Raw genomic sequence first — 25,886 nt, forward strand, 5'->3', positions numbered from 1 at the left:
TTTCGCTCTCGATTGATGTCTTATTGAATCACTTCACCCAATTCGGTAACTGTACGACGTTTATGCCCTAATAACGCATTCACATCATTAGCTTTTGGTTTCACCAGCACAAAACGTGCCACATAGCTATCCCAATTTGCCAAAATACGTTCTCCGATTGCACTATGGGTTAATTCAACGTGACGAGAAATTAAGCCCCGTAAATGCTCCTGATGCGTCGGTAACTCATTGATTGATAAACCCTCTACCAACTCCGGATTTAAACGTCCGGCAAATTTACCGTCCACGTCTAAAACGTAAGCAAACCCACCGGTCATACCGGCACCGAAGTTGATCCCGGTTTTGCCTAACACCGTCACAACCCCGCCGGTCATGTATTCACAACCGTTATCGCCGATACCTTCAACCACTGCAATCGCGCCTGAGTTACGTACCGCAAAACGTTCACCTGCGCGTCCGGAGGCAAACAATTCTCCACCGGTCGCACCATATAAACAGGTATTCCCTGCAATAGCGGCATCTTCTGCTTTGAAGGCGACGCCATTATGCGGTTTGATCACAATGCGACCACCTGCCATGCCTTTACCCACATAGTCGTTAGCATCCCCGGTTAAGGTTAAATTCACCCCGCCGGCTAACCATACGCCTAAACTTTGTCCGGCGGTACCGGTTAAGTTAATATTAAATTCTTGCAACGAATTGCCGCGATTACCATAACGTGCCGCCACTAAACCGGATAAAGTTGCCCCCACCGAACGATCCACGTTTGTAATCTCTAAATCCATGCTGCTGCACAGTCCGCTTTCAAAGGCATTTTGCGCTTGGGCGACAATATTTTTGTTTAATAAACCTTGATCAAACGTTGGGTTGGATTGAGTGCAATAACGACTGCTTCCATCCGGCACTTTTGGCGAATAAAGCAATTTACTTAAATCCAAGCCACGTTGTCTGCCGGTTTCTCCTTCAATAATTTCCAATAATTCCGTACGCCCGATTAAGTCCGTCAATTTTTCCACGCCGAGTTGCGCAAGAATTTCGCGCACATCTTGGGCAATAAATTTGAAGTAATTCATCGCTTTTTCCGGCAATCCGTGATAATGCTTATTGCGCAAGGTATCGTCTTGGGTGGCGATACCGGTCGCACAATTGTTTAGATGACAAATCCGCAAATAACGACAACCTAATGCCACCATTGGCGCGGTACCGAAACCAAAACTTTCCGCCCCTAAAATTGCCGCTTTAACAATATCCAAGCCGGTTTTTAAACCGCCATCCACTTGCAAGCGCACTTTATGACGCAAGTTATTTTCCACCAGCGCTTGTTGTGCTTCAGCAAGCCCTAATTCCCATGGTGAGCCACAATATTTCACGCTGCTCAACGGGCTGGCACCCGTACCGCCATCATAACCGGCAATAGTAATTAAATCGGCATAGGCTTTGGCAACACCGGTGGCGATAGTACCAACACCGGGTAAGGATACTAATTTTACCGAGATTAAGGCTTTCGGATTAACTTGTTTTAAGTCGAAAATCAATTGTGCTAAATCTTCGATAGAATAAATATCATGATGCGGCGGTGGCGAAATTAAGGTCGATCCCGGCACAGCATAGCGTAATTGCGCAATATACGGAGTGACTTTGTCACCCGGTAGCTGACCGCCTTCACCCGGTTTCGCTCCTTGTGCAACTTTAATTTGGATCACTTCCGCACTCATTAAATACGCCGGTGTCACACCAAAACGACCGGAGGCCACTTGTTTAATTTTTGAGACTTTTTCTGTTCCGTAACGTTTCGGATCTTCGCCACCCTCGCCGGAGTTGGAATAACCTCCTAAACGGTTCATGGCAACCGCTAAGGCCTCATGGGCTTCCGGACTTAATGCTCCTATGGACATTGCTGCACTGTCAAAACGTTTATACAGATGTTCCGCCGGTTCCACTCGTTCAATATTGATAGCTTTTCCATCTTCCACTTTTAGGCGCAACATATCGCGAATCGTTGTAATCGGACGTTGATTAACCGCATCACGAAACGCGCGATAGCCGGCATAATCGCCACTGTTTACTGCTGCTTGTAAACGGTTCACCACTTCCGGATTATATGCATGGTATTCGCCTTGCGGTTTATATTTGAGATAACCACCCATCTCTAAATCTTGACTTGGACGCCATGCCCGTTTACGAGCGCTATTGAGTTGTTGATGTAAATCAGCAAAACTTGCCCCTTCAATTCGGTTGATAATCCCTGGGAAGCAAAGTGCGGTGATTTCTGAGCTTAAACCGACCACTTCAAATAGGCGGGCGCAGCGATAGGAGGAAATACAAGAAATCCCCATTTTGGACATAATTTTGTACAGCCCTTTGTTAATCCCATTGCGAAAGTTGCCAATCACTACGCGTAACGGTTTATTGATGGCACCGGATTGCACCATGTGCGCCAAGGTTTCATATGCCAAATAAGGATAAATTGCTGTTGCCCCTAAGCCTAAAAGAACCGCGAAATGGTGTGGATTACGCGCTTCCGCAGTTTGCACGATAATATTGGTATCACAACGTAAATTAGCATCAACTAAGCAATTTTGTAATGCTCCGACCGCTAACGCACTCGGAATCGGTTGACGTTCTTTGTTAATATTGCGATCGGAAATGATCAACAATACTGCATTTTCCCATACCGCCTGCTTTGCCTGCTCACATAACTGCTCGATCGCCTGTTTTAAATCTTGCTCATTTGGATTATAAGTCGCGTCAAGTATAGTATTTTTGTAGTGTTCTTCCGGGAGGCGTAAAATTTGTTGCATATCGGAATAAACCAAAATCGGTGATTTAAAGTTCACTCGGCTGGACATCCCTTCCGCTTCAAAGAAAACGCTCATTTCGCGTCCGATACTGGTTGCCAAGGTCATTACGTGTGCTTCACGTAACGGGTCAATTGGCGGGTTGGTAACCTGCGCAAAATATTGACGGAAATAATCGAATAATAAGCGCGGACGTTCGCTAAGTACCGCAAAAGGTGTATCGTCTCCCATGGAGCCAACCGGCTCCTGACCGTTTTCGCCCAAGACCCGAATGATGCTTTCTAATTCTTCGTTATCATATAAAAATTGTTTTTGATACACTTTCAACGCGCTTTCATCCATAGTCGTTTCGCCTACTTCGTTTTCCGGCAATTGCTCAAACGGAATTAAGCGTTGAACGTGTTTATTTAACCATTCGCGATATGGATGACGTGCTTTGACTTCATTATCGATTTCGTCGGAATGTAACAATTTGCCTTTTTTAGTATCAATAACCAATAATTGTCCCGGTCCGACGCGTCCTTTTTCAACCACTTCATCCGGCGCATAATTCCAAATACCTACTTCAGAAGCAATGGTAATGAGGCGATCTTCAGTGATCACATAACGCGCCGGGCGTAATCCGTTACGGTCAAGATTACAAGCCGCATAACGCCCATCCGTTAACACGATCCCTGCAGGACCGTCCCAAGGCTCCATATGCATAGAGTTAAAATCATAGAAGGCGCGTAAATCGTCGTCCATGTCCGGGTTTTGTTGCCATGCCGGTGGAACCAATAAACGCATAGCGCGGAATAAATCCATCCCACCGCTAACAAAAAGCTCCAACATATTATCCAATGAACTGGAATCTGAACCGGTTTCATTCACAAAAGGCGCCGCACTTTGTAAATCCGGAATTAACGGCGTACGATATTTATAGCCACGTGCCTTTGCCCAAGCGCGGTTACCGGAAATGGTATTAATTTCGCCATTATGCGCCAAATAACGGAACGGTTGCGCTAATTTCCAGCGCGGTTGCGTATTCGTTGAGAAACGTTGATGGAATAAACAAATTGCGGTTTGCATCCGTAAATCTGCCAAATCCAAATAAAATTTCGGCAAATCTTTCGGCATACAAAGCCCTTTGTACACAATCGTCTGATTTGAAAAACTACAAATATAAAAATCCGGATGCTCAATGCGTTTTTCAATACGACGACGCGCGACAAATAAACGGCGTTGCAAATCCTGCACTCGCCAGCCGCTCGGTGCATTAATAAACACTTGTTTAATCGTCGGCATATCTGCCAACGCGATCGAACCTAACACCGTCGGATTGGTCGGCACATCACGCCAAGCCGGAACGCCTAAGGTTTCATAGGTTAATTCTTCGTTGATAATTTCGATATATTCTTGCGCTAATTTTTCATCACGCGGTAAAAAAATCTGCCCTACACCAAAGATTTTTGCTAATGAAAATCCGCTTTCCGCCGCAATTGCACGAAAAAAGCCCTCCGGCATTTGTAAGGATAATCCGCAACCGTCACCGGTTTTCCCATCTGCTAAAATCGCCCCGCGATGCTGCATACGGGAAAGCCCTAAGATCCCATTACGAACCACTTTATGGCTTTGTACACCATCAAGGTTGGCAATCAAACCAAATCCACAGTTTTCTCGTTCAAAAGAACGATCATAAAGTTTTTCCATAGTAATCACTTCCTATAATAATTTTAATGTTGTGTTATAAATTTAAGGATTTTAAGGATATTGAGAGTTATCACATAATCATGAGTTTAAATATAAATTACATTTATGCAATATAACAGGAGAAATATTTTAAAATCAAGTCAATTAATTGAATAAAATCCAATAAGTTAACAATTAAATAAATTTTTTCAAAATAAATTCCTTGTCTGCACAAAAAAGTCTGATAACTATCTGACTGATAAGCTCTCTTTACTTTTTTGCATTACAATGCCTAATAAGAATTATGATCATTAAAATATTTTTTACGTTTTATGTTTATTACAAAAAAGAAAGTAAATAATGCAACATTTTTATTAAAAAATGCTTAATTATATGGGTTGGAAGTACAATAGCTACGCTACTTTGTGCCAAAGATTCTTCTCAACCTGCCTCAACAATAAGACCAGTCATTGAACACAAAACGAGAACAATCACAGAACTGTTTAATGCGGCGGATTTGCTCGCCGTTTGGCATTATTTAGAACTTAAGTCTTTGCGCAGCGACATTGACAAGGTTTAGAATGTGATTTTCCCACATTTTACCCTTGGTCTATGAAAAAAGAAACTGAGGCAGACATTGTGCTTTTAATATGTACGTTCACTTAGTCTTTGTAACAAAATACCGCTGTGATGTTTTTACGAAAGCGATTTTAGACGAGTTCAAATTGATTTTTATATCTCCGCTCTGAAGGACGGGGATGGTACGGAGTTGATAAAATTCCTACAAAAGATAATCTTGACAGCATGATAAAGTACTGCAAAAACAAGGTCGTTTTCAAGCTAATTTTAAAACCATAAAAAGAGTTGTTAAAACTCTTTTTATGGATAGAAGATCCGTTAGAAATTAACATAATTGCTAATTTATGTTAGTCTCAAACATATTATTTAGCACAATTACCGTTGGTAGATTTTTTCTCAAAGCGTTCAGCCACATAATCCCAGTTGACCACATTCCAAAATGCTTTGATATAATCCGGGCGACGGTTCTGATATTTTAAATAGTAAGAATGTTCCCAAACATCTAAACATAAAAGAGGGAATCCTTCGCAACCGGCAATGTCTTTCCCCATTAACGGACTATCTTGATTTGCGGTTGATACTATGGCTAATTTACCTTCAGCGGTCAATACTAACCACGCCCAACCTGATCCAAAGCGGGTCGCTGCTGCTTTTTCAAATTCGGCTTGAAATGCTTCAACAGAACCGAAATCACGGACAATAGCATCTTTTAATGCACCTTGTAATGTGGTATCGGTTTTTAAACATTTCCAGAACAAACTGTGGTTTACGTGTCCACCAACATTATTGCGTACTGCTGTACGCTTATCTGCCGGAACTTCTGCCAATTTAGTCAGTAATTCACCCGGACATAAGTTAGCAAACTGTGGCAAGGTTTCAACTACCGCACTTGCATTATTTGCGTAAGTTTGGTGATGTTTACTGTGGTGAATTTCCATCGTTTGAGCATCAAAATAAGGCTCTAATGCATCATAGGTATAACTGAGTTGTGGTAAAGTATAAGCCATGATTAGTTTCCTTCATTTATTTTTATGAGTAAAAAGCACAGTCATTTTAGCAAAAAATTTGATTAAGATCATTAAATCTTTCTTTTTTGGTTGGGAAATATACTATTTTCCCCTTTAATTTATTGCGCTTAAGAAAATTATGTGTTGCTTACTATGTACTTAACCGTAAATTTGAATACGATAATAAAAAACGCATTTTTTATTCTTCAATCTCAACTTAACTTGCAACAAAAAGCCCAACGACGTTCTCGTTGAGCTTTCATAGTGATTATATCAAATAGAACCAATTAACTTTGTTGTGCTTTTACTGCGGCTACGGCAACCAAATTGATGATCCGACGGACAGAAGACGCCGAAGTCATAATATACGCAGTTTTGTTCATCCCCATTAAAATCGGTCCAATAGTGATTGGTGTTGTCGTTCCTTGTAATAAATTCAAACTAATTCGAGCAACTTCCATATTTGGCATAATCAAAATATTGGCTGAGCCTTTAAGCGGGCTATCTGGCATTACTTCGTCACGCAAACTTTGCGACAGCGCTACGTCACAATGCATTTCGCCATCAATGATCAACTCCGGTGATTGTTCTTTTACCAATTGCAAAACGTTGCGCATTTTGACCGCACTTGGATCATCCAAAGTACCATAATTAGAATGGGAAACTAACGCCACTTTTGGCTCGATACCGAAACGTTTCACCACTTTTGCAGACATCAAAGTAATTTGCGCCAATTCTTCCGCGCTCGGATTTTGATTAACAAAAGTATCGGCAATAAACAAATTACCGGTCGGCAACACCAATCCGTTAATGGTAGCGGCAATCCCTCCATCTTTCACACCAATCACTTGTTTCACATTATGTAAATGGGAATTATAAGGTCCAACCAAACCGCATAACATTGCGTCTACTTTATCCAAATCCAATAACACCGAACCAAGTGCGGTTGGATTATGCATCATTTTTCGCTTCGCACCTGCGGGAGTCATCCCTTGGCGTTTCAATTTGTCATAATACGCTTTCCAGCATTCTTCAAAATATGGATTATTTTCAATATCAACAATATCGAAATCTTGCCCCTGTTCAATATGCAAGCCCAATTTTTTAATCAAACGCTTGATTTCTTCTGTCCGTCCAAGTAATACCGGATGCGCAATCCCTAAGGTTGCAATTTCCTGCACGGCATGAAGCACTTTACTTTCTTCTCCGTCCGTCAATAATACTCGTTTTTTATCCTGTTTGGCTTGTGAAAATACCGGTTTCATAAACAAATTAGTTTTATACACAAACTGAGTCAATTTTTCGATATAAGCCTCAAAATCTTCAATTGGACGAGTTGCCACGCCGCTATCCATTGCAGCTTTTGCTACCGCCGGCGCAATTTTCACGATCAAACGCGGATCAAACGGTTTTGGAATAATATAATCCGGACCGAAACTCACCTCCCCGTCGCCATAAGCAGATGTCACCACATCACTTTGCTCGGCAAGCGCCAAATCTGCGATAGCATAAACCGCCGCCAATTTCATTTCTTCATTAATGGTGGTTGCACTTACATCCAACGCGCCGCGGAAAATAAAAGGGAAACAAAGCACATTGTTTACTTGGTTCGGATAGTCGGAACGACCGGTACACACAATCGCATCCGGACGAACCGCTTTTGCCAATGGCGGAAGAATTTCCGGCTCAGGGTTTGCCAAGGCTAAAATTAACGGGCTTGGTCCCATGGTTTTTACCATCTCTTGCGTCAAGGCGCCCGCTGCAGAACAACCCAAGAAGATATCCGCATCCGGAATAGCATCAGCTAAAGTACGTTGACCGTTATCCGAGATCGCATATAATTTTTTGGTTTCATCCATACGATCATCACGCCCTTGATAAATCACGCCTTTGGAGTCACACACCGTGATATTTTCCCGTTTCATACCCAATGACACCAATAAATTCAAGCACGCAATCGACGCCGCCCCGGCACCGGACGCCACCAAACGCACCTCTTCAATTCTTTTATTTACAATGCGTAAACCGTTAATCACTGCTGCTGCAGAAATAATCGCAGTACCATGTTGATCATCATGGAAGACCGGAATTTTCATTCTTTCGCGTAATTTTTTCTCAATGTAGAAACATTCCGGCGCTTTAATATCTTCTAGGTTAATCCCACCGAATGTCGGCTCCAACGAAGCAATAATGTCCACTAATTTATCCGGATCGCGTTCATCAATTTCAATATCAAATACGTTTACCCCGGCAAATTTTTTAAATAATACACCCTTTCCTTCCATCACGGGCTTACCTGCCAATGCACCGATATTCCCTAACCCTAATACTGCCGACCCGTTTGAAATCACTGCAACTAAATTACCGCGGGAAGTATAACGATAGGCATTCGCCGGATCCGCTTGAATTTCCAAACACGGTTCTGCCACCCCCGGAGAATATGCCAAGGCTAAATCCCGTTGGGTTGCCAATGATTTGGTCGGGGTCACTTCAATTTTCCCCGGTTGTGGAAATTCGTGAAAATCTAATGCGGCTTGTCGTAACTGTACATCCATAAATTTAATATCTCCTTATTTGGTAAATTAACGAGTAAAAATATCATTGTTGTTAAATGTTAAAATCCTTGCAACGTTTTATTATAAATCAAATAACAAATAATTCTGTGACATTGAACACATTTATTGACATTTTTCTATAAATTTTGACCGCACTTTAGTATGCAATAGATTTCGTTTTTTTAGACGGTTTATAGTAAAATGCTCAATAGCCCGCTCGTTTACATAACATCAAGCAATTTTCTTTTTTAGCAAGGTAACCCCATGAGATTAGACAAATTTTTATCCGAACATACACAATTAACCCGCTCCCAAGCAACCAAAGCCTTACGCCAAAGTGCGGTCACAATTAATGGAAAAATTGAAAAAAGCGGCGCCACCAAAGTTAGCTCGGAAGATGAAATTTATTTTGCCGGCGAAAAATTAACTTGGCTTGAGCGCGGACAATATTTTATGTTGTATAAACCGGAGGGCTATGTCTGTAGTCATGATGATGGAGATTACCCAACCATCTATCAATTTTTCGATTATCCTATCGCTGCCAAACTACATTGCGCCGGCAGATTGGATGTAGATACGACCGGATTGGTTTTACTTACCGACGACGGACAATGGTCACACCGCGTAACTTCGCCAAAACACCGCTGCGACAAAACCTATCTCGTCACCCTTGCCGATCCGGTAGAAGACTTCTATCAAGCGGAAATCGAAAAAGGCATTTTATTGCGCGGCGAAAAGACGCCAACTAAACCGGCAACGCTTGAAATCTTAGACGACTACAATGTGAATTTAACCATCAGCGAAGGACGTTATCATCAAGTCAAACGAATGTTTGCCGCGCTGGGCAACAAAGTGGTCGATTTGCACCGTTGGAAAATTGGTGCCATCATGCTGGATGACAATTTATCGGATGGCGAGTTTCGCCCATTAAGTGAAGCGGAAATTGCTGTTTTTAATCAAGGATCAAGATCGTGAATCAAACAATTGAAGCCGGCTTTATCTAACCGTGCCGTAAATCAGTGCCACAGATGTACCGGCTCGCTACGATCTTTGGTGATTTGGGTCATATTTAATCCGTGAACCGATAGAAAGCCGTATTGATATCCAAACAATAGCAGAAAACACCTTGATAAAATACCTAATATCTATAATAATGATTACCATTTTGATTTAGGCTGTAGCAGGCTCAGTGTCTATGCTTATTCTGGGATGTCGCTTGCATAGCCGCTACCGGTTACGTACTTGTACCCCAAATTCGGCTATCCATGCTATAAAAAAGGATTGAAATAATGAAACTCACTTTATCAGCCATTCTTCTTCTTTTTCCGGTTTCCGTACTGGCGCACAGTCCCAAAAGTCCGAGCGAACATTTGGACGATCACCGCATTGCAGATGAGCGGGTACGTGAAAACATTCAAGATGCCTTGCCGACACAACCTACACAAACCGTTGTGCCGAACATTCAGCCACAGCAAACGGTTGCATTAAGCGAAAGCCAGTTACAGCAACATCCTGATTTACTTGAGCGTGCCTTGATGGCGGCTTTATTGCAAGGCAATGGAGAGAATACCTTTTTGCTGTTGCCGCACTATCAAAAGTTACCTAAAAACCTGCAAGACCCCACTTTTCACCTTTGGGCAAAAGCCCTGATTGCGCGTTGGCGTCATCAATATACACAGTCCGTGCGTTTATACCGCCAAGCCTTAGCACAACAACCTGATTGGTCGGTTTTGCGTTTACAGACCGCCGCCGCCTTATTGTCCAATAAAGAATTCGATGCGGCAGAAGCTCAGTTTCGCAAGGTGCAAAGCGAAAATCAGCTACCCGCCGGACTTGCCCAAGAAATTGAAGCGGTTTTGCTGTATATCCATCGACAGAGTCATTGGCAATTCAGCGGTAATACAACGTATATCAACGACAAAAATATTAACAACGCTCCTAAAAATCCTGATTTGGGCGGAGGTTGGCGAGGTGATCAGGCTGAGTCAGGTCAAGGGTTAGCCGTCAATCTGGGCATAAACAAAAAATGGTTTTGGAAAAATGGGTTATTTAACGAATGGCGTTTAGACAGCAACAGTAAATTTTATTGGAACAACAAACGATTCAACGAAGTCAATGTGCGTGCTTCAATAGGTATCGGTTATCAAAATGCTAAAAATAGCATTACTGTTCTGCCATTTTTTGAGCAAGCGTGGTATGCAGGGGGCAAGAAAGGCAATGAAACCTTACGACGTTTTTCCAACAGTCGTGGCATTGCATTGGAAGCGACGCACACATTCAGTCCCAAATGGCAGGGGAGTCTGAAAGCTGAAACGGCACAAAATCGTTATCGGACACGTAAGCATTTAAACGGTAATACGCACTTTGTTTCTTTATCGGCGGTGTATCAACACAATCCGAGTCAAGCTTGGTTTGGAGGAATAGACTGGCATCGCAATAACGCACGAGATGGCGATGATTCTTTTGACCGTATCGGGGTACGGGCGGGCTGGTTGCAAGACTGGAAAGGACTTTCCACACGCTTGATTACTTCTTATGGCAAAAAAAACTATCGCAGTGCAGGCTTTTTCAACAAAACCCAACGTAATCGAGAGTTGGGCGTACAGGTCAGCGTATGGCATCGTGCCCTACACTGGCAAGGTTTAACACCACGGTTAACATGGTCATACACTAAAACGGATAGTAACATACCATTGTTCCGTTACAACAAACAGCGCCTGTTTCTGGAAATTAATAAGCAGTTTTGAATACAGGCAAAACAGCACGCTCTAATTGCTCTGACCGTTGTGTCGTTACAATAACCGCGACCGTTTAAGGAAATTAATAAGCGGCATTGTTTTTTCGGTAGGAGGGATTTTTTAAAAAACTTTTGTAATTATTTAAAAATGAAAAAAAAAAAAAAAAAATCATTATTATTTATATATTATTTTATAAGAAAGGATATAGATAAATGACCTCTTTCAAATTATTAGGCTTTTCGGTATTGAGTGTGGCTTTGCTCTCTGCCTGCTCTTCCGGCAAAGGTAGCTTTGATTTAGACGACGTCGAGCATACCTCTCCCTCCTCGGGTAGTTCCAGTCCCACTTATCAAGATGTTCCGACCAAACAACGGCAGCAAGAAACAGTAGAAGAAATCAACCAACCCGCCCTGGTTATGCGACAGAGATTCCGCGTAGGAATGTGTTTTTAAAGGCAAAACAAGATAAAGTACCCATTGGTCAAGTTGAATCTATTCATCATGCATTAAACCAAATTCCTACAGTTTTTTCTGAAAAAATAAAAAAATGCCAAAATTTGATAAAAACAACACGGAGTTGGGAGATGAAGGCATTATATATTCTCATAATGAAAAACAGCCTAACCAACGATCACTGACCTATGTTCGCTCTGGTTATGTTTTAGGATCTAATAAATTTGATATAAGGGTGAAAGAAAATACACAATATAATGCAGGGTTAATGGGGTATGTTTTTTATCAAGGACATCAGCCTTCGACCCGTATGCCTACGCAAACAGCCACTTATACAGGTTATTGGGATTTTGTTAGCGATGCTTCTAATGAACGAAGATCAATTGCTGGTGACTTTTCCCCTTACGTTTATAGTAATACAGTGGGTAATCATGTGGGAGCGACATCTTTGGATGAACGGGTAAATCGCAAGTTCAAAGATAAACCTATGGAGCATTGGGCGACTTTTGAGGCGAATTTTGGGAATAAAAAATTAACTGGGAAATTGATCAGTAATGGTGAGATAATTGATTCCTCTACTAATCCAAAGCCAACAGAGCGCTACACCATTGAGGCAAAGATTCACGGCAACCGTTTTGTCGGTTCAGCAATGGCAACAGAAAAAGATCACACCATTTTCGGTAAAGATGCTAAAAGCCGTCTAGAGGGCGGGTTCTTTGGTCCCAAAGCCGAGGAACTGGCAGGTAAATTCTTGACGGATGACAATTCCCTGTTTGTTGTCTTCGGTGCAAAACGTGAGACAAAAAATGGCGGTACAGATGTACCGGTGGAAACCTTATTTGATGCCGTTAAAATCAGTACGGATAATCCGGAAAATGGTAGTGAGTTCCTGAAAAGAACCGATATGGATACTTTCGGCAATGCGGCGTATTTAGTGTTGGACGGCAGACACTTCCCCTTGTTGCCACAGGATACAGCCAATAACACGACCGGCAACGGCACAAACGCAAACAACGCAGGTAAGAATGATTTTATTACCACCATAGACGGTAGCAAGCTAAGCAAGAACAACCATGAAAACCACAAAAAATACAAAGTTACCGTATGTTGCAGTAATTTGGCGTATGTGAAATTCGGCAGCTATGGGGAACAAACAACAGAAAACAATGCTTCAAACAGCTCTATCTCCATATTTAAAAACGGTTATCTCTTCCTAACGGGCGAACGTACTTCGCTTGCCGATATGGCGAAACAAAAAGGCAACGCAAAATACCTTGGTACATGGCAAGCTTATTTTTCAAGTAAGGATAACAAAGTAGGTACTGTCGATCCTGGCGATTCTCGTAACGGCAATCATGCTAAAAGCCGTGCTGAATTTGATGTTGATTTTGGTGGTAAGACAGTTGCAGGCAAATTTTTTGATGCCGACGGTATTACCCCTGCACTCACGTTAGACGGTGGCACGATTACAGATAACGGCTTCTCCGGCATGGCTAAAACCCAAAATGACGGCTTTCAGTTAGATAAAGGCAGTATAGCTGGTGGTACCAAAGTAACCTTCGCCAATGCCAATATTGAGGGCGCATTCTACGGTCCGAATGCAGAAGAAATCGGCGGTACCATCACATCGAATGGCACGGGCGATAAAGTCGGCGGGGTGTTCGGTGCGAAACGCCAAGAACTATTGCAACAGAAATGAAATCTTAACTCTAGCTACCTGAAACATATTTCAGGTAGCAGGATGGGTATCTGCTGATATGCTCAACCTGCTTGAAAAAGTTTGTCAAATCCGCCGCCTGTCGTTGTTGACGGTGTGATGTTGCAGTGGTAAATCGCTCGGCTTTGTTGAGAAAGCATGACCCATCCGTCTTTTACTTACACGGAACGAAAAAAATGTCTACAAAACCTTTGTTTAAACTTAAGCTGATAACATTGGCTGTCAGCACGATTTTTTTACCTTTTACTGAGGTGGTTGCCGATACTGAATCACCGAGTGGCAACACAGAAGCACTGCAGGAGTTGGACGCTATCCATGTGCAAGCCAAACACCATATCAGCAGACACGACAATGAAGTCACCGGTTTGGGTAAGGTGGTCAAAAGCAGTGAAGACATTGATAAAGAACTGATTTTGAATATCCGCGACTTAACCCGTTATGATCCGGGAATTTCGGTGGTGGAGCAGGGGCGTGGCGCAACGTCAGGCTATGCGATGCGCGGTGTTGATAAAAACCGTGTTGCGATACTGGTGGACGGCTTGGGACAGGCGCAGTCGTATTTGACCTTGGGGTCAGGTGCTAACGGCGGCGCGATTAATGAAATTGAATATGAGAATATTAAGTCGATTGAGTTGAGTAAAGGTTCCAGCTCGGCAGAATACGGTAGCGGTGCTTTGGGTGGTGCGGTAGGTTTTCGTACCAAAGAGGCGGATGATGTGATTAAAGAGGGACAAAACTGGGGCTTGGACAGCAAAACGGCTTACAGCAGCAAAAACAGTCAGTTTACCCAATCTGTTGCCGGTGCGTTCCGTGTCGGCGGTTTTGACAGTTTGGCGATATTTACCCATCGTAAAGGGAAGGAAACTCGCGTGCATCCTGCCGCCGAAGAAGTGCAACATACTTACCGTCCGTTGGAGGGGTATTTTGACGAGTGGGATCTTCGTTCCAATGCTAATTCAGGTCAACGGTCGAATACGTATTACATCAATGCCGACGAATGTCCGTCTAAGGACATGAGTTGCCGCCGAGCCAAGGCTGAAGTGAATAACGACCGGCAGAAACCACGCTCGGAATTAAGCCCCGAAGAGCAGGCGCAGGCTGCTAAAATGCCGTATCCGACACGTACCGCCTCTGCCAAAGATTATACGGGTCCTGACCGCATCAGCCCTAATCCGATGGACTACCAAAGTCGCTCTTTCTTCTGGAAGGGCGGTTACCGTTTCTCGTCCAATCATTATGTCGGCGGTGTGTTGGAGCATACGAAGCAGCGTTATGATATTCACGATATGACCCAGCGTGCTTATTATACCTATGACGATGTTTGTCCGGACGGTAAGTGTCGAGACCTTCAAATCAAGAATAAAGGGATAACTACTTCCTCCAATCCGTTAGAGGGATTGGTATTTGGTCTAGGGAATGGCGGGTTTCGTGGGGCGCGTTATGCCAGAGGCAAATTTTTTGACGAACGCCACACTAAAAATCGCTCCGGCGTTTTCTACCGTTATGAAAATCCTGAAAAAAATTCTTGGGTAGATAAGTTGACGGTGAGTTTTGATCACCAAGATCTTCAATTAACCAGTCGCCTTCATGAAACCGCGTGTAGCGAATATCCACATGTAGAACGTTGTCGTGCCGACTTGGGAAAACCTTGGTCACGTTACCGTACGGAGAAGAATAGCTATCAAGAGACTCTCAATCTGGTGCAATTAAACTGGGAAAAGGCGTTTAATTTGGGGGGGACGGCGCATAACTTGTCGGTGGCGGCAGGCTTCGGTACGCACAATTCCACTTTGAAACGCAGCGATTTTTATTCCGAATACGCTAAAATGCCGGACTATAAACACATAAGCGGCAAAGGTACATATGATGACCCGAAGATTTACGAGCGTGAAAAAACATCTCCTACATTGGAAAGAATCAATCTCTGCAATAACGCAGAAGGCGATGAACGCGACTGCACGCCACGTGCTATCAAAGGCAAGCAACATTATATTGCCTTGCGTGACCATATTGCCTTTGGTGATTACGTCGATTTGGGGCTAGGGGTACGTTATGACAGCCATAACTTTCGCGCTATCGACCTATGGACTAAAGGCGGCACCTACCGCAATTGGTCTTGGAATGCCGGACTCAGTATTTACCCCACTGAACACGTGACTGTGTCTTACCGAGTTTCCAACGGCTTCCGCGTCCCCGCTTTTTATGAACTCTACGGCGTACGTACAGGAGCTGCCGGAAAAGACAATCCGTACACTCAAGCAGAATTCTTGAACCGCAAACAGCTCGACGCCGAAAAAGCCTTTAACCAAGAAATTGGTTTGGCCGTTCAGGGCGATTTTGGTGTGATAGAGACCAGTTTCTTCCAAAACAACTATAAAAACCTGCTTGCCCGTGCAGATAAACATGTCAAGGGATTGGGTTATGTAACCGATTTTTACAGCACCCAAGAGGTAAAACTCAACGGCATCAATATTTTGGGCAAAATCGACTGGGCAGGTGTCAGCGACAAGCTGCCTGAAGGGTTATATTCCAATTTTGCCTATAACCGTGTCAAAATAAAAAAACGTAAGTTGTACGAAGGCTACATCATCGTTGCCGAACCGACATTGGAAGCTGTTCAGCCCGGTCGTTTTGTGGCAGGCATAGGTTATGACGACCCGGAGGGAAGATGGGGCTTTAATTTAAGTGCTACCTATTCTAAAGCTAAACGCAATGACGAATTGACCGGCAGTAAAGTGTACGGTGGGGGCAATACGGTTAAGATTAAAGGTAAACGCACCCGAGCTTGGTATATTTACGATTTGACGGCATACTACACTTGGAAAGAAAAATTCACGTTGAGAGCCGGTATCTATAATTTAACCAATCGTAAATATAGCACATGGGAAAGTGTGCGTCAGTCCGCTGCCAATGCCGTCAATCAAGACCGAGGCACGCATTCGGCACGTTTTGCCGCACCGGGCAGAAACTTTACGTTAAGTATGGAAATGAAGTTTTAATTAAAAAAACTGCCTGCAATCGGGTTAAAAAACGGTTAAGATGATTTGTTCGTATAAATAAAGCTGCTTGAAGTCTTGTTATGCAGGTTCAAGCAGCTTTCGGTATTTTTTTATTACTTATCGCTATCTTGACCATTAAGAGGAAAAATTATGGCATTAGTTCGTTGTCCGGAATGTCGGCGTAAAATCAGTGAAAACGCACTCGCTTGTCCTCATTGCGGTTTTTCCTTTGCACCACAAGATTTGGAAATATATAAGCAAAAACTGGAGCAACGACGTTTAGCCAATCAAGAAATTAACCGCAAAAGCGTCAAATTGCATTTAACATGGCTGGCAATTTTTGTCTTTGTTATCGCCATTGCCGCCTTATGGCAACATGGATAACTCAAAAGTGCGGTCATTTTTTAACACGTTTTCATGCCAAAAAAAGGGTATCGATCAAAAATCAATACCCTTTTTGTTAGCTCAAAAGCTGAAGTTATAATACGTTAACGCAATTCAAATCTTCAAAAGATTGTTCTAAGCGTTTAGACATGGATTCTTCCGCTTTGCGTAACCACACGCGTGGATCGTAGTATTTTTTATTCGGTGCATCAGGCCCTTCCGGGTTACCTAATTGACCTTGAAGATAGGCTTCGTTGGCTTTATAGTATTGAAGAATACCATCCCATGTTGCCCATTGAGTATCGGTGTCGATATTCATTTTAATGGCACCATAGCTGATAGCTTCGCGAATTTCTTCTTGTGAAGAACCGGAACCGCCATGGAAAACGAAGTCGATAGATTTCGCCGGTAAATTACGTTCTTTAGATACGAACTCTTGTGACGCACCTAAGATAGACGGTTTTAATTTCACGTTACCCGGCTTATACACGCCATGCACGTTACCGAATGCCGCTGCCACAGTGAAACGCGGGCTGATTGGGCTTAATTGGTCGTAAACATAAAGGACATCTTCCGGTTGAGTATAAAGTTTAGACTCATCCACGCCTGAATTATCAACACCATCTTCTTCACCACCGGTAATTCCGATTTCGATTTCAAGGGTCATGCCTAATTTATCCATACGTGCAAGATATTCGCGACAAATCGCCATATTTTCTTCCATCGGTTCTTCCGAAAGATCCAACATATGAGAAGAGAACAAAGGTTTACCGGTTTCTGCAAAATATTTTTCGCCTGCCTCTAATAAACCGTCGATCCATGGTAATAATTTTTTCGCCGCATGGTCGGTATGTAAAATGACCGGCACACCATATTCTTCCGCTAAAGTATGAACATGTTTTGCACCGGCAATGGCACCTAACACATCAGCACGTGTACCGCCGGTTGGTTTAATTCCTTTACCGGCATAAAACGCGGCACCACCGTTTGAGAACTGAATAATCACCGGTGCTTTAACGCGCGCCGCTGTCTCTAAAACGGCATTCACGCTGTCAGTTCCCACGCAGTTTACCGCAGGAATAGCGAAGTTATTTGCTTTAGCATAAGCGAAGATTTTTTGAACGTCATCACCTGTCACTACACCCGGTTTTACAATGTCTAATAGTTTTGCCATTTTTGTTTCCTTATGATGTTAACAATCAGTAGGGACACATTGCGTGTGTCCGTGGATATTTAAGTAGGGACACAATGTACCCTACAAGAAATTAACCGTTTGCACGTTTTTCTAAAATTTCAACCGCCGGTAATACTTTACCTTCTACAAACTCTAAGAACGCACCGCCACCGGTTGAAATATAAGAAATTTTATCCGCAATACCGAATAAATCGATCGCCGCCAAAGTATCGCCGCCGCCGGCAATAGAGAATGCACCATTTGCAGTGGCTTCAGCGATAGCATTTGAAATCACTTCAGTCCCTTTGCGGAAGTTCGGGAATTCAAATACACCTACCGGACCATTCCAAAGAATAGTTTTTGCAGATTTGATGATTTTCGCCAATTCTTCTGCTGATTTATCGCCAATATCGAAGATAGATTCATCAGCTTGGACATCAGATACCGATTTTTCAGTGGCTGGCGCGCTGTCAGAGAATTCTGTACCCACACGCACATCTACCGGCACAGGGATATTGGTAGCTTTTGCCAAGCGTTGTGCTTCAGGGATTAAATCTGCTTCGTATAAAGATTTACCTACGTTGTGCCCTTCCGCAGCGATAAAGGTATTGGCAATACCACCGCCCACAATTAATTGGTCGGCGATTTTTGAAAGACTATCCAGTACCGTTAATTTGGTGGACACTTTTGAACCGCCGACAATTGCCAACATTGGACGTTGCGGTTCTTTTAATGCTTTACCCAGCGCCTCTAATTCCGCCGCTAATAAAGGACCGGCACAAGCTACCGGTGCAAATTGTGCCACGCCATAAGTTGAACCTTCCGCGCGGTGTGCCGTACCGAATGCGTCCATCACGAAGATATCACAAAGTGCGGCGTATTTTTTCGCTAATTCTTCAGAATTTTTCTTCTCGCCTTTGTTTACGCGAACGTTTTCCAATACCACAACTTCACCATCAGCCACTTCAACGCCCTCTAAGTAATCTTGTACTAAACGCGCTTTGAAGCCGGCATTGTTCAAGTAATCAACAACAGGTTGTAAAGAATCTTCCGGTTTGAATTCCCCTTCCGTCGGACGACCTAAATGCGAAGTTACCATCACTTTTGCACCTTTTTCCAATGCTAATTTCAATGTTGGGATGGTTGCACGAATACGTGCGTCAGATGTTACTTTGCCATCTTTTACCGGCACATTTAAATCCGCACGAATGAAAAGACGTTTACCTGCTAAATCTAAGTCGGTCATTTTAATTACTGACATAATTTACCTCTTTGCTTGATTAAGATTAAAATTTTACGAAAACTGTTAGGCATTATACCCAGTTACGACTAGCTTGTAACTGGTCTAGATCAAATTATCACCATTATTTTTTTATTAAATAATTATTTCTTAAATATCCCCGCGCTAAAGGACGGGGCTTTACGGCACGATCAGGTAAAAAACGCTTGAAAGTCGGGGGGGGTGATAACATTCCGATTATTTTTCTTTGCCGACCGCACTTAGGTTCGGCACAACGCAATTACTATTCAATAAGAGAATTTCTATGAACAAAATCTTCAAAACCAAATACGATGTAACAACGGGTCAAACCAAAGCCGTTTCTGAATTAGCCAGCAACCGCCAAGTGGCGAGCAGTTCGGGGGAAAAGCCGAAGTGCGATGTGTTTTTCGGCGGAAATTTAGGGGCGTTTAAAGTCTTACCATTGGCGTTGTTGATGTTGGGGCTGTTGTCGAGTGTGGCGTATGGTGACAACGATAATGTGTATCATTGGGATCAAGGGGAAGGGTCTTACATTGCTCCATATAAAGATGGTGTGCACGAAGGAAAAAACAAAGAATCTGTATTAATTACTAAAAAAGAAAATACCGCAGGGCTGGAGGTTAATAAAGCGCGCAAAAATAATGCGAGCTTTAAACATACTGTTGCCGTAGGTTCACGTACTGTTGTTGGTGGACATGGTGCGACATCAATAGGATATAAAGCTATTGCGGGTAGCAATGTCAATAAAAGTAATGTTGATGATTATAATCAAGAAATGACAGCCATTGGGTATAGGGTTTTTGCTAATGGCGATAGTTCTACGGCGATAGGAAACGAAGCCACTGCTTGGGGGGATAACTCTATTGCTATAGGTTCAGATAATGCCAAAGGAGATGGGAAAGATAACAGAGCAGAGCGTGCGTTAAGCTACGATGTTTGGAGGTTAGTACATGATAAACGAAAAGATTTCTTGTATACGGCTGATTATGCAACGACAAAAGAAGAAATAAATGATTATCAGAATTATCTCTCTTTTAAAAATGGCGATCAAGAAAGTAAAAATAGATTAAAAAAATCCCATACTTGGGCAAGAGGTCATAATGCTATTTCTATTGGATCGAGAAGTATTGCCTACGGTAATGATTCTACGGCTATGGGAACGTTAGCATTAGCAATTGGTAACTATTCTACCTCTTTGGGGGCATTTTCTATGGCATTTGGTGAGAAATCGATCGCTATTGGAAATGAAACTTATGTATATAAATCAGGAAGTGTTGGAGTTGGTAACGGTGTTCAAGCTATTTCCGATGGTTCTATAGTGTATGGGTTAGAATCTTATGCTGGTGGACTTGGCTCTATAGCTATTGGTACACGAGCATTATCTAATGTAGAAACTTCTGATAATTTTAAAGAAAAAACGAAAGAAAGTGTGTTCGGTGTTACGGCTATATATGACGATGTAAGTACGGTTGGTAAATTGGATGAATTGGACACTGCTAAACCTAATGATTATTTTAAGCCTAAAGTCGTAGGGCAAGAAGGCTCTGGTGAAGAGAAAGCTAATTCTAATACAAAAACGGGAGGGCTGGCTATTGGTTATTATGCACTTGCCTATGGTGAAAATGCACTCGCTTTAGGTCGTCAAGTGTATGCTAAAGGTGAACGTTCAATTGCCATCGGTCCGTATGCCTATGCTAAAGCAGAAAAAACAGCCGCACTAGGTTATGGATCCAAGGCGATAGGGGAACAATCAATGGCGTTGGGATCGCTATCTCGTGCTGAAGGGAACAATAGTATCGCCATTGGTATCAATAGTGCGGTGAAAAATGAATCTAATAGTGATAAAAGAAATGGTCTAAACACGCTAGCTATCGGTAATGAAACCGAAGCGACCATGGATAACTCAGTTGCCTTGGGTTATAAATCACATACAAAATATTTTTATCAAGATACTAACAAAAATACAGCAACCTTAACCGGAAAAGACGCTATTAGTTTAGAACCCTATGTTCCCGAGGGGTCAAGCTATAACTTAAGAACCGATAAATCAGCCGGTATCGTGTCCGTCGGTTGGACAAAAGACGGAAACAAGCTGGGATTGAGAAGAATCATCGGGGTCGCACCCGGAGCGTTGGATAGTGACGTCGCGACTATCGGGCAATTAAAAGCATTAGCCTATGTGAAAAAAGACGGCACGCCTTATAAAGATTTAGGTCATATTGATGCAAATAACGTTTTCGTCGGTCCAAAAGGGGAGGATGAAAAAACAAGAACGGAAATGAAAGCCAGTAAAGAATACTCGCTCGGTGATATGGGTAAAAAAATCAAATTTGCCCATATCTTAGACGGCGAGATTAAATCCGGATCCGATCAAGCGGTAACGGGGAATCAATTATATAGCGTCAAAGATGTATTGGGGGTTGAGTTAAACCAAAATACGACACTAAAAAGACCTAGTTTTGGAGCGGTGAATTATGTCAATGGTGGAAAGAGGGTAACAGAAACCTTTAAAGATGCTTTAACGGATACGATTAATGCGATTAATTCTGGGTATAAGTTTAGCGATGGTGACTCAACAAATATTGCCAAGAACACACCGTTTTATCTTGGCTCGACGTTAGAGATTAAAGCTGGTGATATTCAAACAACCCATAAAAGTACAAATTTAAAAACGAAATTGACATTAGAGGACACCAATTCAAAAGCGGTATTTACTATCGGCTTAAGCGACACTCCGACCTTTAAAAAGGTGATGTTGGATAATGAGAATGCACCTACAGATAATAAAGAATTAGTTAATAAAAAATACGTAGATGATAAATTTCAAAATGTTGCTACCAGTTTTAATGTGGCTGGGGATAGCGGAGACTTTAAAGTAACGAATCGACTGGATATTAAGGGCGACACCAATATCTCTACAAAGGCTTCGACCAATGAGGTAAAAATATCGCTGCAAGAGGCTTTAACAGGCATTGCTTCTGTTATGGGCAAAAACGGCGGTACGAAAATTGAATTTACCAATGATGGTTTGACGCTAAACAGCAAAAAAATCACCGGCTTACAAGATGGAAACAACGACACAGACGCTGTTACCTTTAAGCAATTAAATGATTCAAAATTACATTTCTTATCCGTACATGATGAAGGTAAAAACAAGGGAAATTACAACAATGACGGAGCAAAAGCGGCAAATTCCGTAGCTATCGGTGTGGATGTAGAAGCACAAACGGGTGCGGATTCTGCGGTCTTGGTCGGACACAGCTTGAGTACGAATGTAAAAAATTCGGTTGTTGTGGGATCGAATATTAATATTGAGCAAGAAGAGAAAGACAGAAAATTTAGAAAAGATGCTGTGGTTGCTATCGGTAGCGGGCTGAAATTAAAAAATGCGAAAAGCTCGATTGTCATCGGAGCGGTAGATGAGCGGTCGAAAGCGGATAATTCTCCGACGAATGATGAGTGGAGAACAGTCATCGAAGACGCTACGTGGTCGGTGGTTCTCGGGAATAAAACGAAAATCAAAAATGGTGACGACGTGTTGGCATTGGGGAATAATATTATTGCAAAAGGGACGGTTCAGGGTAAAATCAGCGGTTTAGTTATCTTAGGAAATAGAGCCAAGGCAACAGACGCCAAAAACAGCGTAGTGATCGGAACTTCGGCAGAATCCAAAGCTGAAAGTGCGGTCGTATTGGGGCATGAAGCAAAAGTAGAAAGTGCGGCAGGTGATTCAATCGCTTTAGGTAAAGGGTCGAAAGCGACTAAGAAAGAAATCGCACCAAGTGAAGCTAAATCAAGTAAAGACGTTAAATTTGCATGGACAGCCGGTATTGGAGGCGATAAATCCGTCGTCAGCATAGGCGATAGCGATAAAGAAAGACAGATTAAACATGTCGCCGCAGGTGTAGTAACGTCAGCTTCCACCGACGCCATTAACGGAAGTCAACTCTACGCCGTCGCCGATGAGTTTTCTAAATTAGCGGTTGACGTATTGGGCGCGGAGAAAGCGGATAATGATAAAACAGGATTTAAAAAATCCACCTTTACTGCTGTGAACTATCAGGGAAGTAAAAATAAATCACCACAAACATTTAGAGATGCTATTAATGAGAGTATCGCCGCGATCAATAAAGGCTTGAAATTCGCGGGCAATGAGGGAACAGCATTCACCAGCCAACTCGGTGTGACCGTCAACATCAAGGGAGACGGTACGGATCTCTCCTCAAAAGCCGAAAATAATGCGATTATATTTGCTTTACATAAAGCCGATAAAGTGGAGGCAAATAATGATAAAGTCGTTACCTCCAAAGCGGTGCATACGGAGATTAGCAAGGTTACGCAGGAATTAAACAATGCGGAAATAAGCTATAAGGCGAATGGCACGAGCGAACAAAAGGTCAAATTGACGGACGGGTTTAATTTTACAAACAGCGATAATATCACCGCAGAAGTTAAAGATAAAGGCGTCGTGAAATTTAAATTAAATGACACGTTACAAAATATCACCTCGATTAGCGGTAAAGCCGACAATGGCACTGCACCGCAAATTGATTTTGCAAATCAAGAGGGTCTTAAAATTTCATCTCAAGGGGTTGAAGCCACGTTCAAAACTGGCGGCTTACACTTAAATGATAAACAACTTAAGGGGGTGAACAGCGGTTTAGGCTTGCCAGCCAATGGCGGGAATAGTACGGAAATTACCAACAAAGTTCTCGCGGGAACTCCGGATAATGATAGCAACGCCGTCAATGTAAAAGACTTATCTACAGTCGCCAAAGCCATTGTGGATAAGGGCTTAACCTTTAAAGGCGATTCAGGTGTTGACATCGCTCGTAAATTGGGCGAGACCCTCACGATTAAAGGTGAGAAAGATTATACCGAAACAGTAACAAATGGTGCAGAAATGACCGTCAAACTGACACAAGGCGTGAAAGACAAATTGGGTGTCATCACGGTGGAGGGTGATAAACTCGCTATAGGTAAAGACTCAACCTTGGAAGAAAAAGGCACCGCATTTAACGGAGCGGATATCAATGTCGGCATAAAAAACAGCTTGAAATTTAACTGGACGGGCGGGGTCAGTGCTGATGATACTGAGCAGAATAAAAAATCCGTGATCAGTGTGGGCAGTGATGACAAGGAACGTATTATTACCCATGTTGCTGCAGGCAAAGTCAGTAATGATTCCACCGACGCCATCAATGGCTCACAGCTTGCCGAAGTTATCCGTGTGTTCGGTAATTTAGGCACGGATATTTTAGGTGGGGAAGTGGATCCTGTCACGAAAACGTTTAAAGCCTCGACGTTTGATAAATTGAAAGATGAAAGCGGAACGGATACAGCAGTTAAAGCACAAACAACCTTTAAAGGGGCGATTGACTCGTTAATCGCAACTGTCAATAAAGGATTGATATTTGCAGGTAATACAGGTGAGTTCACCCGACAAATTGGTGCTAAAATAACCATTGAAGGCGAAAATGGGGATATTACAACAACAGCAAATATCGGTAACATTACCCTGAAATTAAATAAAGCTTATAAAGTTTTAGAAAGTGATGAAAAAGTGGTCACCTCAAAAGCGGTAGCGGAAGAGTTGAAGAAATATACCTCAACAGCGACCCTAGACAAAAACTTCTTGAAAGTAGATGGCTCGAATATCGGTGGTAACCAATCTAAATTTGGTGAAAATGTCGGTATTAGCAAAATAAACCTTGAAAATGGTAAAAAAAGTACGACGGAATTAGTACAGGCTAAAGCGGTGATTGATTACCTAAAAGGTATGGGAACAGGCTCAGTGAAAATTTCCGATAATCCGGAGACCAAAGCAGAGGGCGAAGGCTCAATTGCGGTGGGGGATAAAGCCATCGCTCAAAATGCCGGAGCGGTTGCTATTGGTCAAAATGCCGGAGCGAAAAATGCCGGAGCAATCTCTATTGGTAAAGATTCGGATGTTACGTCTATAGACGGTGTTGCTTTAGGAAGAAAAAATGTTGTAGGAGGTCAATCATCGATCGCCATCGGTGAGACTAATACTGTATCCGGTGTTCAATCCTATGTCATCGGGTCGGATAACGATATCAAAGGGAGAGAAGTCGTTGCCATCGGTTCTAATATAACGGCGGATGAAAAAATTCACGATGCGGTTATTTTAGGCAAAGGTTCAACAGGTGAGGCGAAAACTGTATCCGTGGGGAGTACAGATACCAAAAGACGGATTATTTTTGTCGATACGCCAACAGGCGAGTATGACGCCGCCAATAAAAAATATGTAGACGAAAGAGGGCTTAAATTCAAAGGAAATGAAGAAAATCAAACAGAACTGGTCAACTTAGACAAGTTATTGACGATCGACAGTTCGGAAGCCAATAAATATGATAAAGGCAAGAAGGAAAAGGATATTAAAACGAAAGTCGAAAAAGAGGGAGATGGAGCAAAATTAACTTTAACCCTAAATAAAGCGGATGAGGTTTCCGAACACGATGAAAGAGCGGTGAGCTCCAAAGCGGTGCATAGTGCTTTGCAGGCAGCTAAAAAAAAAAAAAAATATTAGATGG

13 protein-coding genes and 1 pseudogene are annotated in these 25,886 nt (G+C 42.6%); 8 read left to right on the forward strand and 6 right to left on the reverse strand.

Translation table 11 applies throughout. From position 1 onward, the window contains the following. Positions 1 to 20: 20 nt before the first annotated feature. Both gltB and CFY87_RS12090 read right to left on the reverse strand, forming a co-directional pair. Complete coding sequence (gene gltB, locus CFY87_RS02720) at positions 21 to 4,487, reverse strand: glutamate synthase large subunit (RefSeq protein WP_094945766.1); 4,467 nt, start codon at positions 4,485 to 4,487, stop codon at positions 21 to 23. A 448-nt stretch (positions 4,488 to 4,935) separates the two neighbouring features. Further along, positions 4,936 to 5,001: pseudogene (locus CFY87_RS12090) on the reverse strand (helix-turn-helix domain-containing protein); the annotation flags it as partial. Positions 5,002 to 5,116: 115 nt separating this feature from the next. Between CFY87_RS12090 and CFY87_RS12630 the strand changes: the two are divergent. Then, positions 5,117 to 5,215 (forward strand): hypothetical protein, encoded by a 99-nt coding sequence (locus CFY87_RS12630; protein ID WP_419670239.1) that lies wholly within the window; start codon positions 5,117 to 5,119, stop codon positions 5,213 to 5,215. A 192-nt stretch (positions 5,216 to 5,407) separates the two neighbouring features. Here CFY87_RS12630 and sodA read toward each other — a convergent pair whose 3' ends face one another. Both sodA and CFY87_RS02740 read right to left on the reverse strand, forming a co-directional pair. Beyond that, positions 5,408 to 6,052, reverse strand: a complete 645-nt coding sequence (gene sodA, locus CFY87_RS02735; RefSeq protein ID WP_094945768.1) for a superoxide dismutase [Mn] — start codon at positions 6,050 to 6,052, stop codon at positions 5,408 to 5,410. Between the two features lie 287 nt (positions 6,053 to 6,339). Next, entirely contained in the window at positions 6,340 to 8,607 is a 2,268-nt protein-coding gene (locus CFY87_RS02740; protein ID WP_094945769.1) for an NADP-dependent malic enzyme, read from the reverse strand. 264 nt (positions 8,608 to 8,871) lie between these two features. Between CFY87_RS02740 and rsuA the strand changes: the two genes are divergently transcribed. The 6 genes from rsuA to CFY87_RS02770 all read left to right on the forward strand — a co-directional run bounded on the left by rsuA (position 8,872) and on the right by CFY87_RS02770 (position 16,897). Beyond that, a complete protein-coding gene (gene rsuA / locus CFY87_RS02745; protein ID WP_094945770.1) occupies positions 8,872 to 9,582 on the forward strand; it encodes a 16S rRNA pseudouridine(516) synthase RsuA in 711 nt (236 codons plus the stop codon). A 314-nt stretch (positions 9,583 to 9,896) separates the two neighbouring features. Next, a complete protein-coding gene (locus CFY87_RS02750; RefSeq protein WP_094945771.1) occupies positions 9,897 to 11,354 on the forward strand; it encodes a porin family protein in 1,458 nt (485 codons plus the stop codon). Positions 11,355 to 11,557: 203 nt separating this feature from the next. Then, positions 11,558 to 11,797: a hypothetical protein gene (locus CFY87_RS02755; protein ID WP_094945772.1), complete on the forward strand. Its 240-nt coding sequence runs from the start codon at positions 11,558 to 11,560 to the stop codon at positions 11,795 to 11,797. A gap of 94 nt (positions 11,798 to 11,891) precedes the next feature. After that, on the forward strand, positions 11,892 to 13,496 hold the full coding sequence (locus CFY87_RS02760) for a transferrin-binding protein-like solute binding protein (protein WP_094945773.1): 1,605 nt from the start codon (positions 11,892 to 11,894) through the stop codon (positions 13,494 to 13,496). Between the two features lie 194 nt (positions 13,497 to 13,690). Beyond that, the gene (locus tag CFY87_RS02765) at positions 13,691 to 16,513 is read left to right on the forward strand and encodes a lactoferrin/transferrin family TonB-dependent receptor (RefSeq protein WP_094945774.1); all 2,823 of its coding nucleotides are present in this window, start codon (positions 13,691 to 13,693) and stop codon (positions 16,511 to 16,513) included. 150 nt (positions 16,514 to 16,663) lie between these two features. Further along, on the forward strand, positions 16,664 to 16,897 hold the full coding sequence (locus CFY87_RS02770; protein ID WP_094945775.1) for a zinc ribbon domain-containing protein: 234 nt from the start codon (positions 16,664 to 16,666) through the stop codon (positions 16,895 to 16,897). Positions 16,898 to 16,991: 94 nt separating this feature from the next. On the opposite strand, the gene fbaA is transcribed toward CFY87_RS02770, so the two are convergent. Then, positions 16,992 to 18,071, reverse strand: a complete 1,080-nt coding sequence (fbaA, locus tag CFY87_RS02775; RefSeq protein WP_094945776.1) for a class II fructose-bisphosphate aldolase — start codon at positions 18,069 to 18,071, stop codon at positions 16,992 to 16,994. A 91-nt stretch (positions 18,072 to 18,162) separates the two neighbouring features. Then, entirely contained in the window at positions 18,163 to 19,332 is a 1,170-nt protein-coding gene (locus CFY87_RS02780) for a phosphoglycerate kinase (protein WP_094945777.1), read from the reverse strand. A gap of 283 nt (positions 19,333 to 19,615) precedes the next feature. On the opposite strand from CFY87_RS02780, the gene CFY87_RS02785 reads away from it, so the two are divergent. Then, positions 19,616 to 25,882, forward strand: a complete 6,267-nt coding sequence (locus tag CFY87_RS02785; RefSeq protein ID WP_094945778.1) for an ESPR-type extended signal peptide-containing protein — start codon at positions 19,616 to 19,618, stop codon at positions 25,880 to 25,882. Positions 25,883 to 25,886: the final 4 nt, after the last annotated feature.

The organism is Actinobacillus seminis, from assembly GCF_002263215.1.
In the GTDB taxonomy this organism is placed as follows: Bacteria; Pseudomonadota; Gammaproteobacteria; order Enterobacterales; family Pasteurellaceae; genus Actinobacillus_B; species Actinobacillus_B seminis.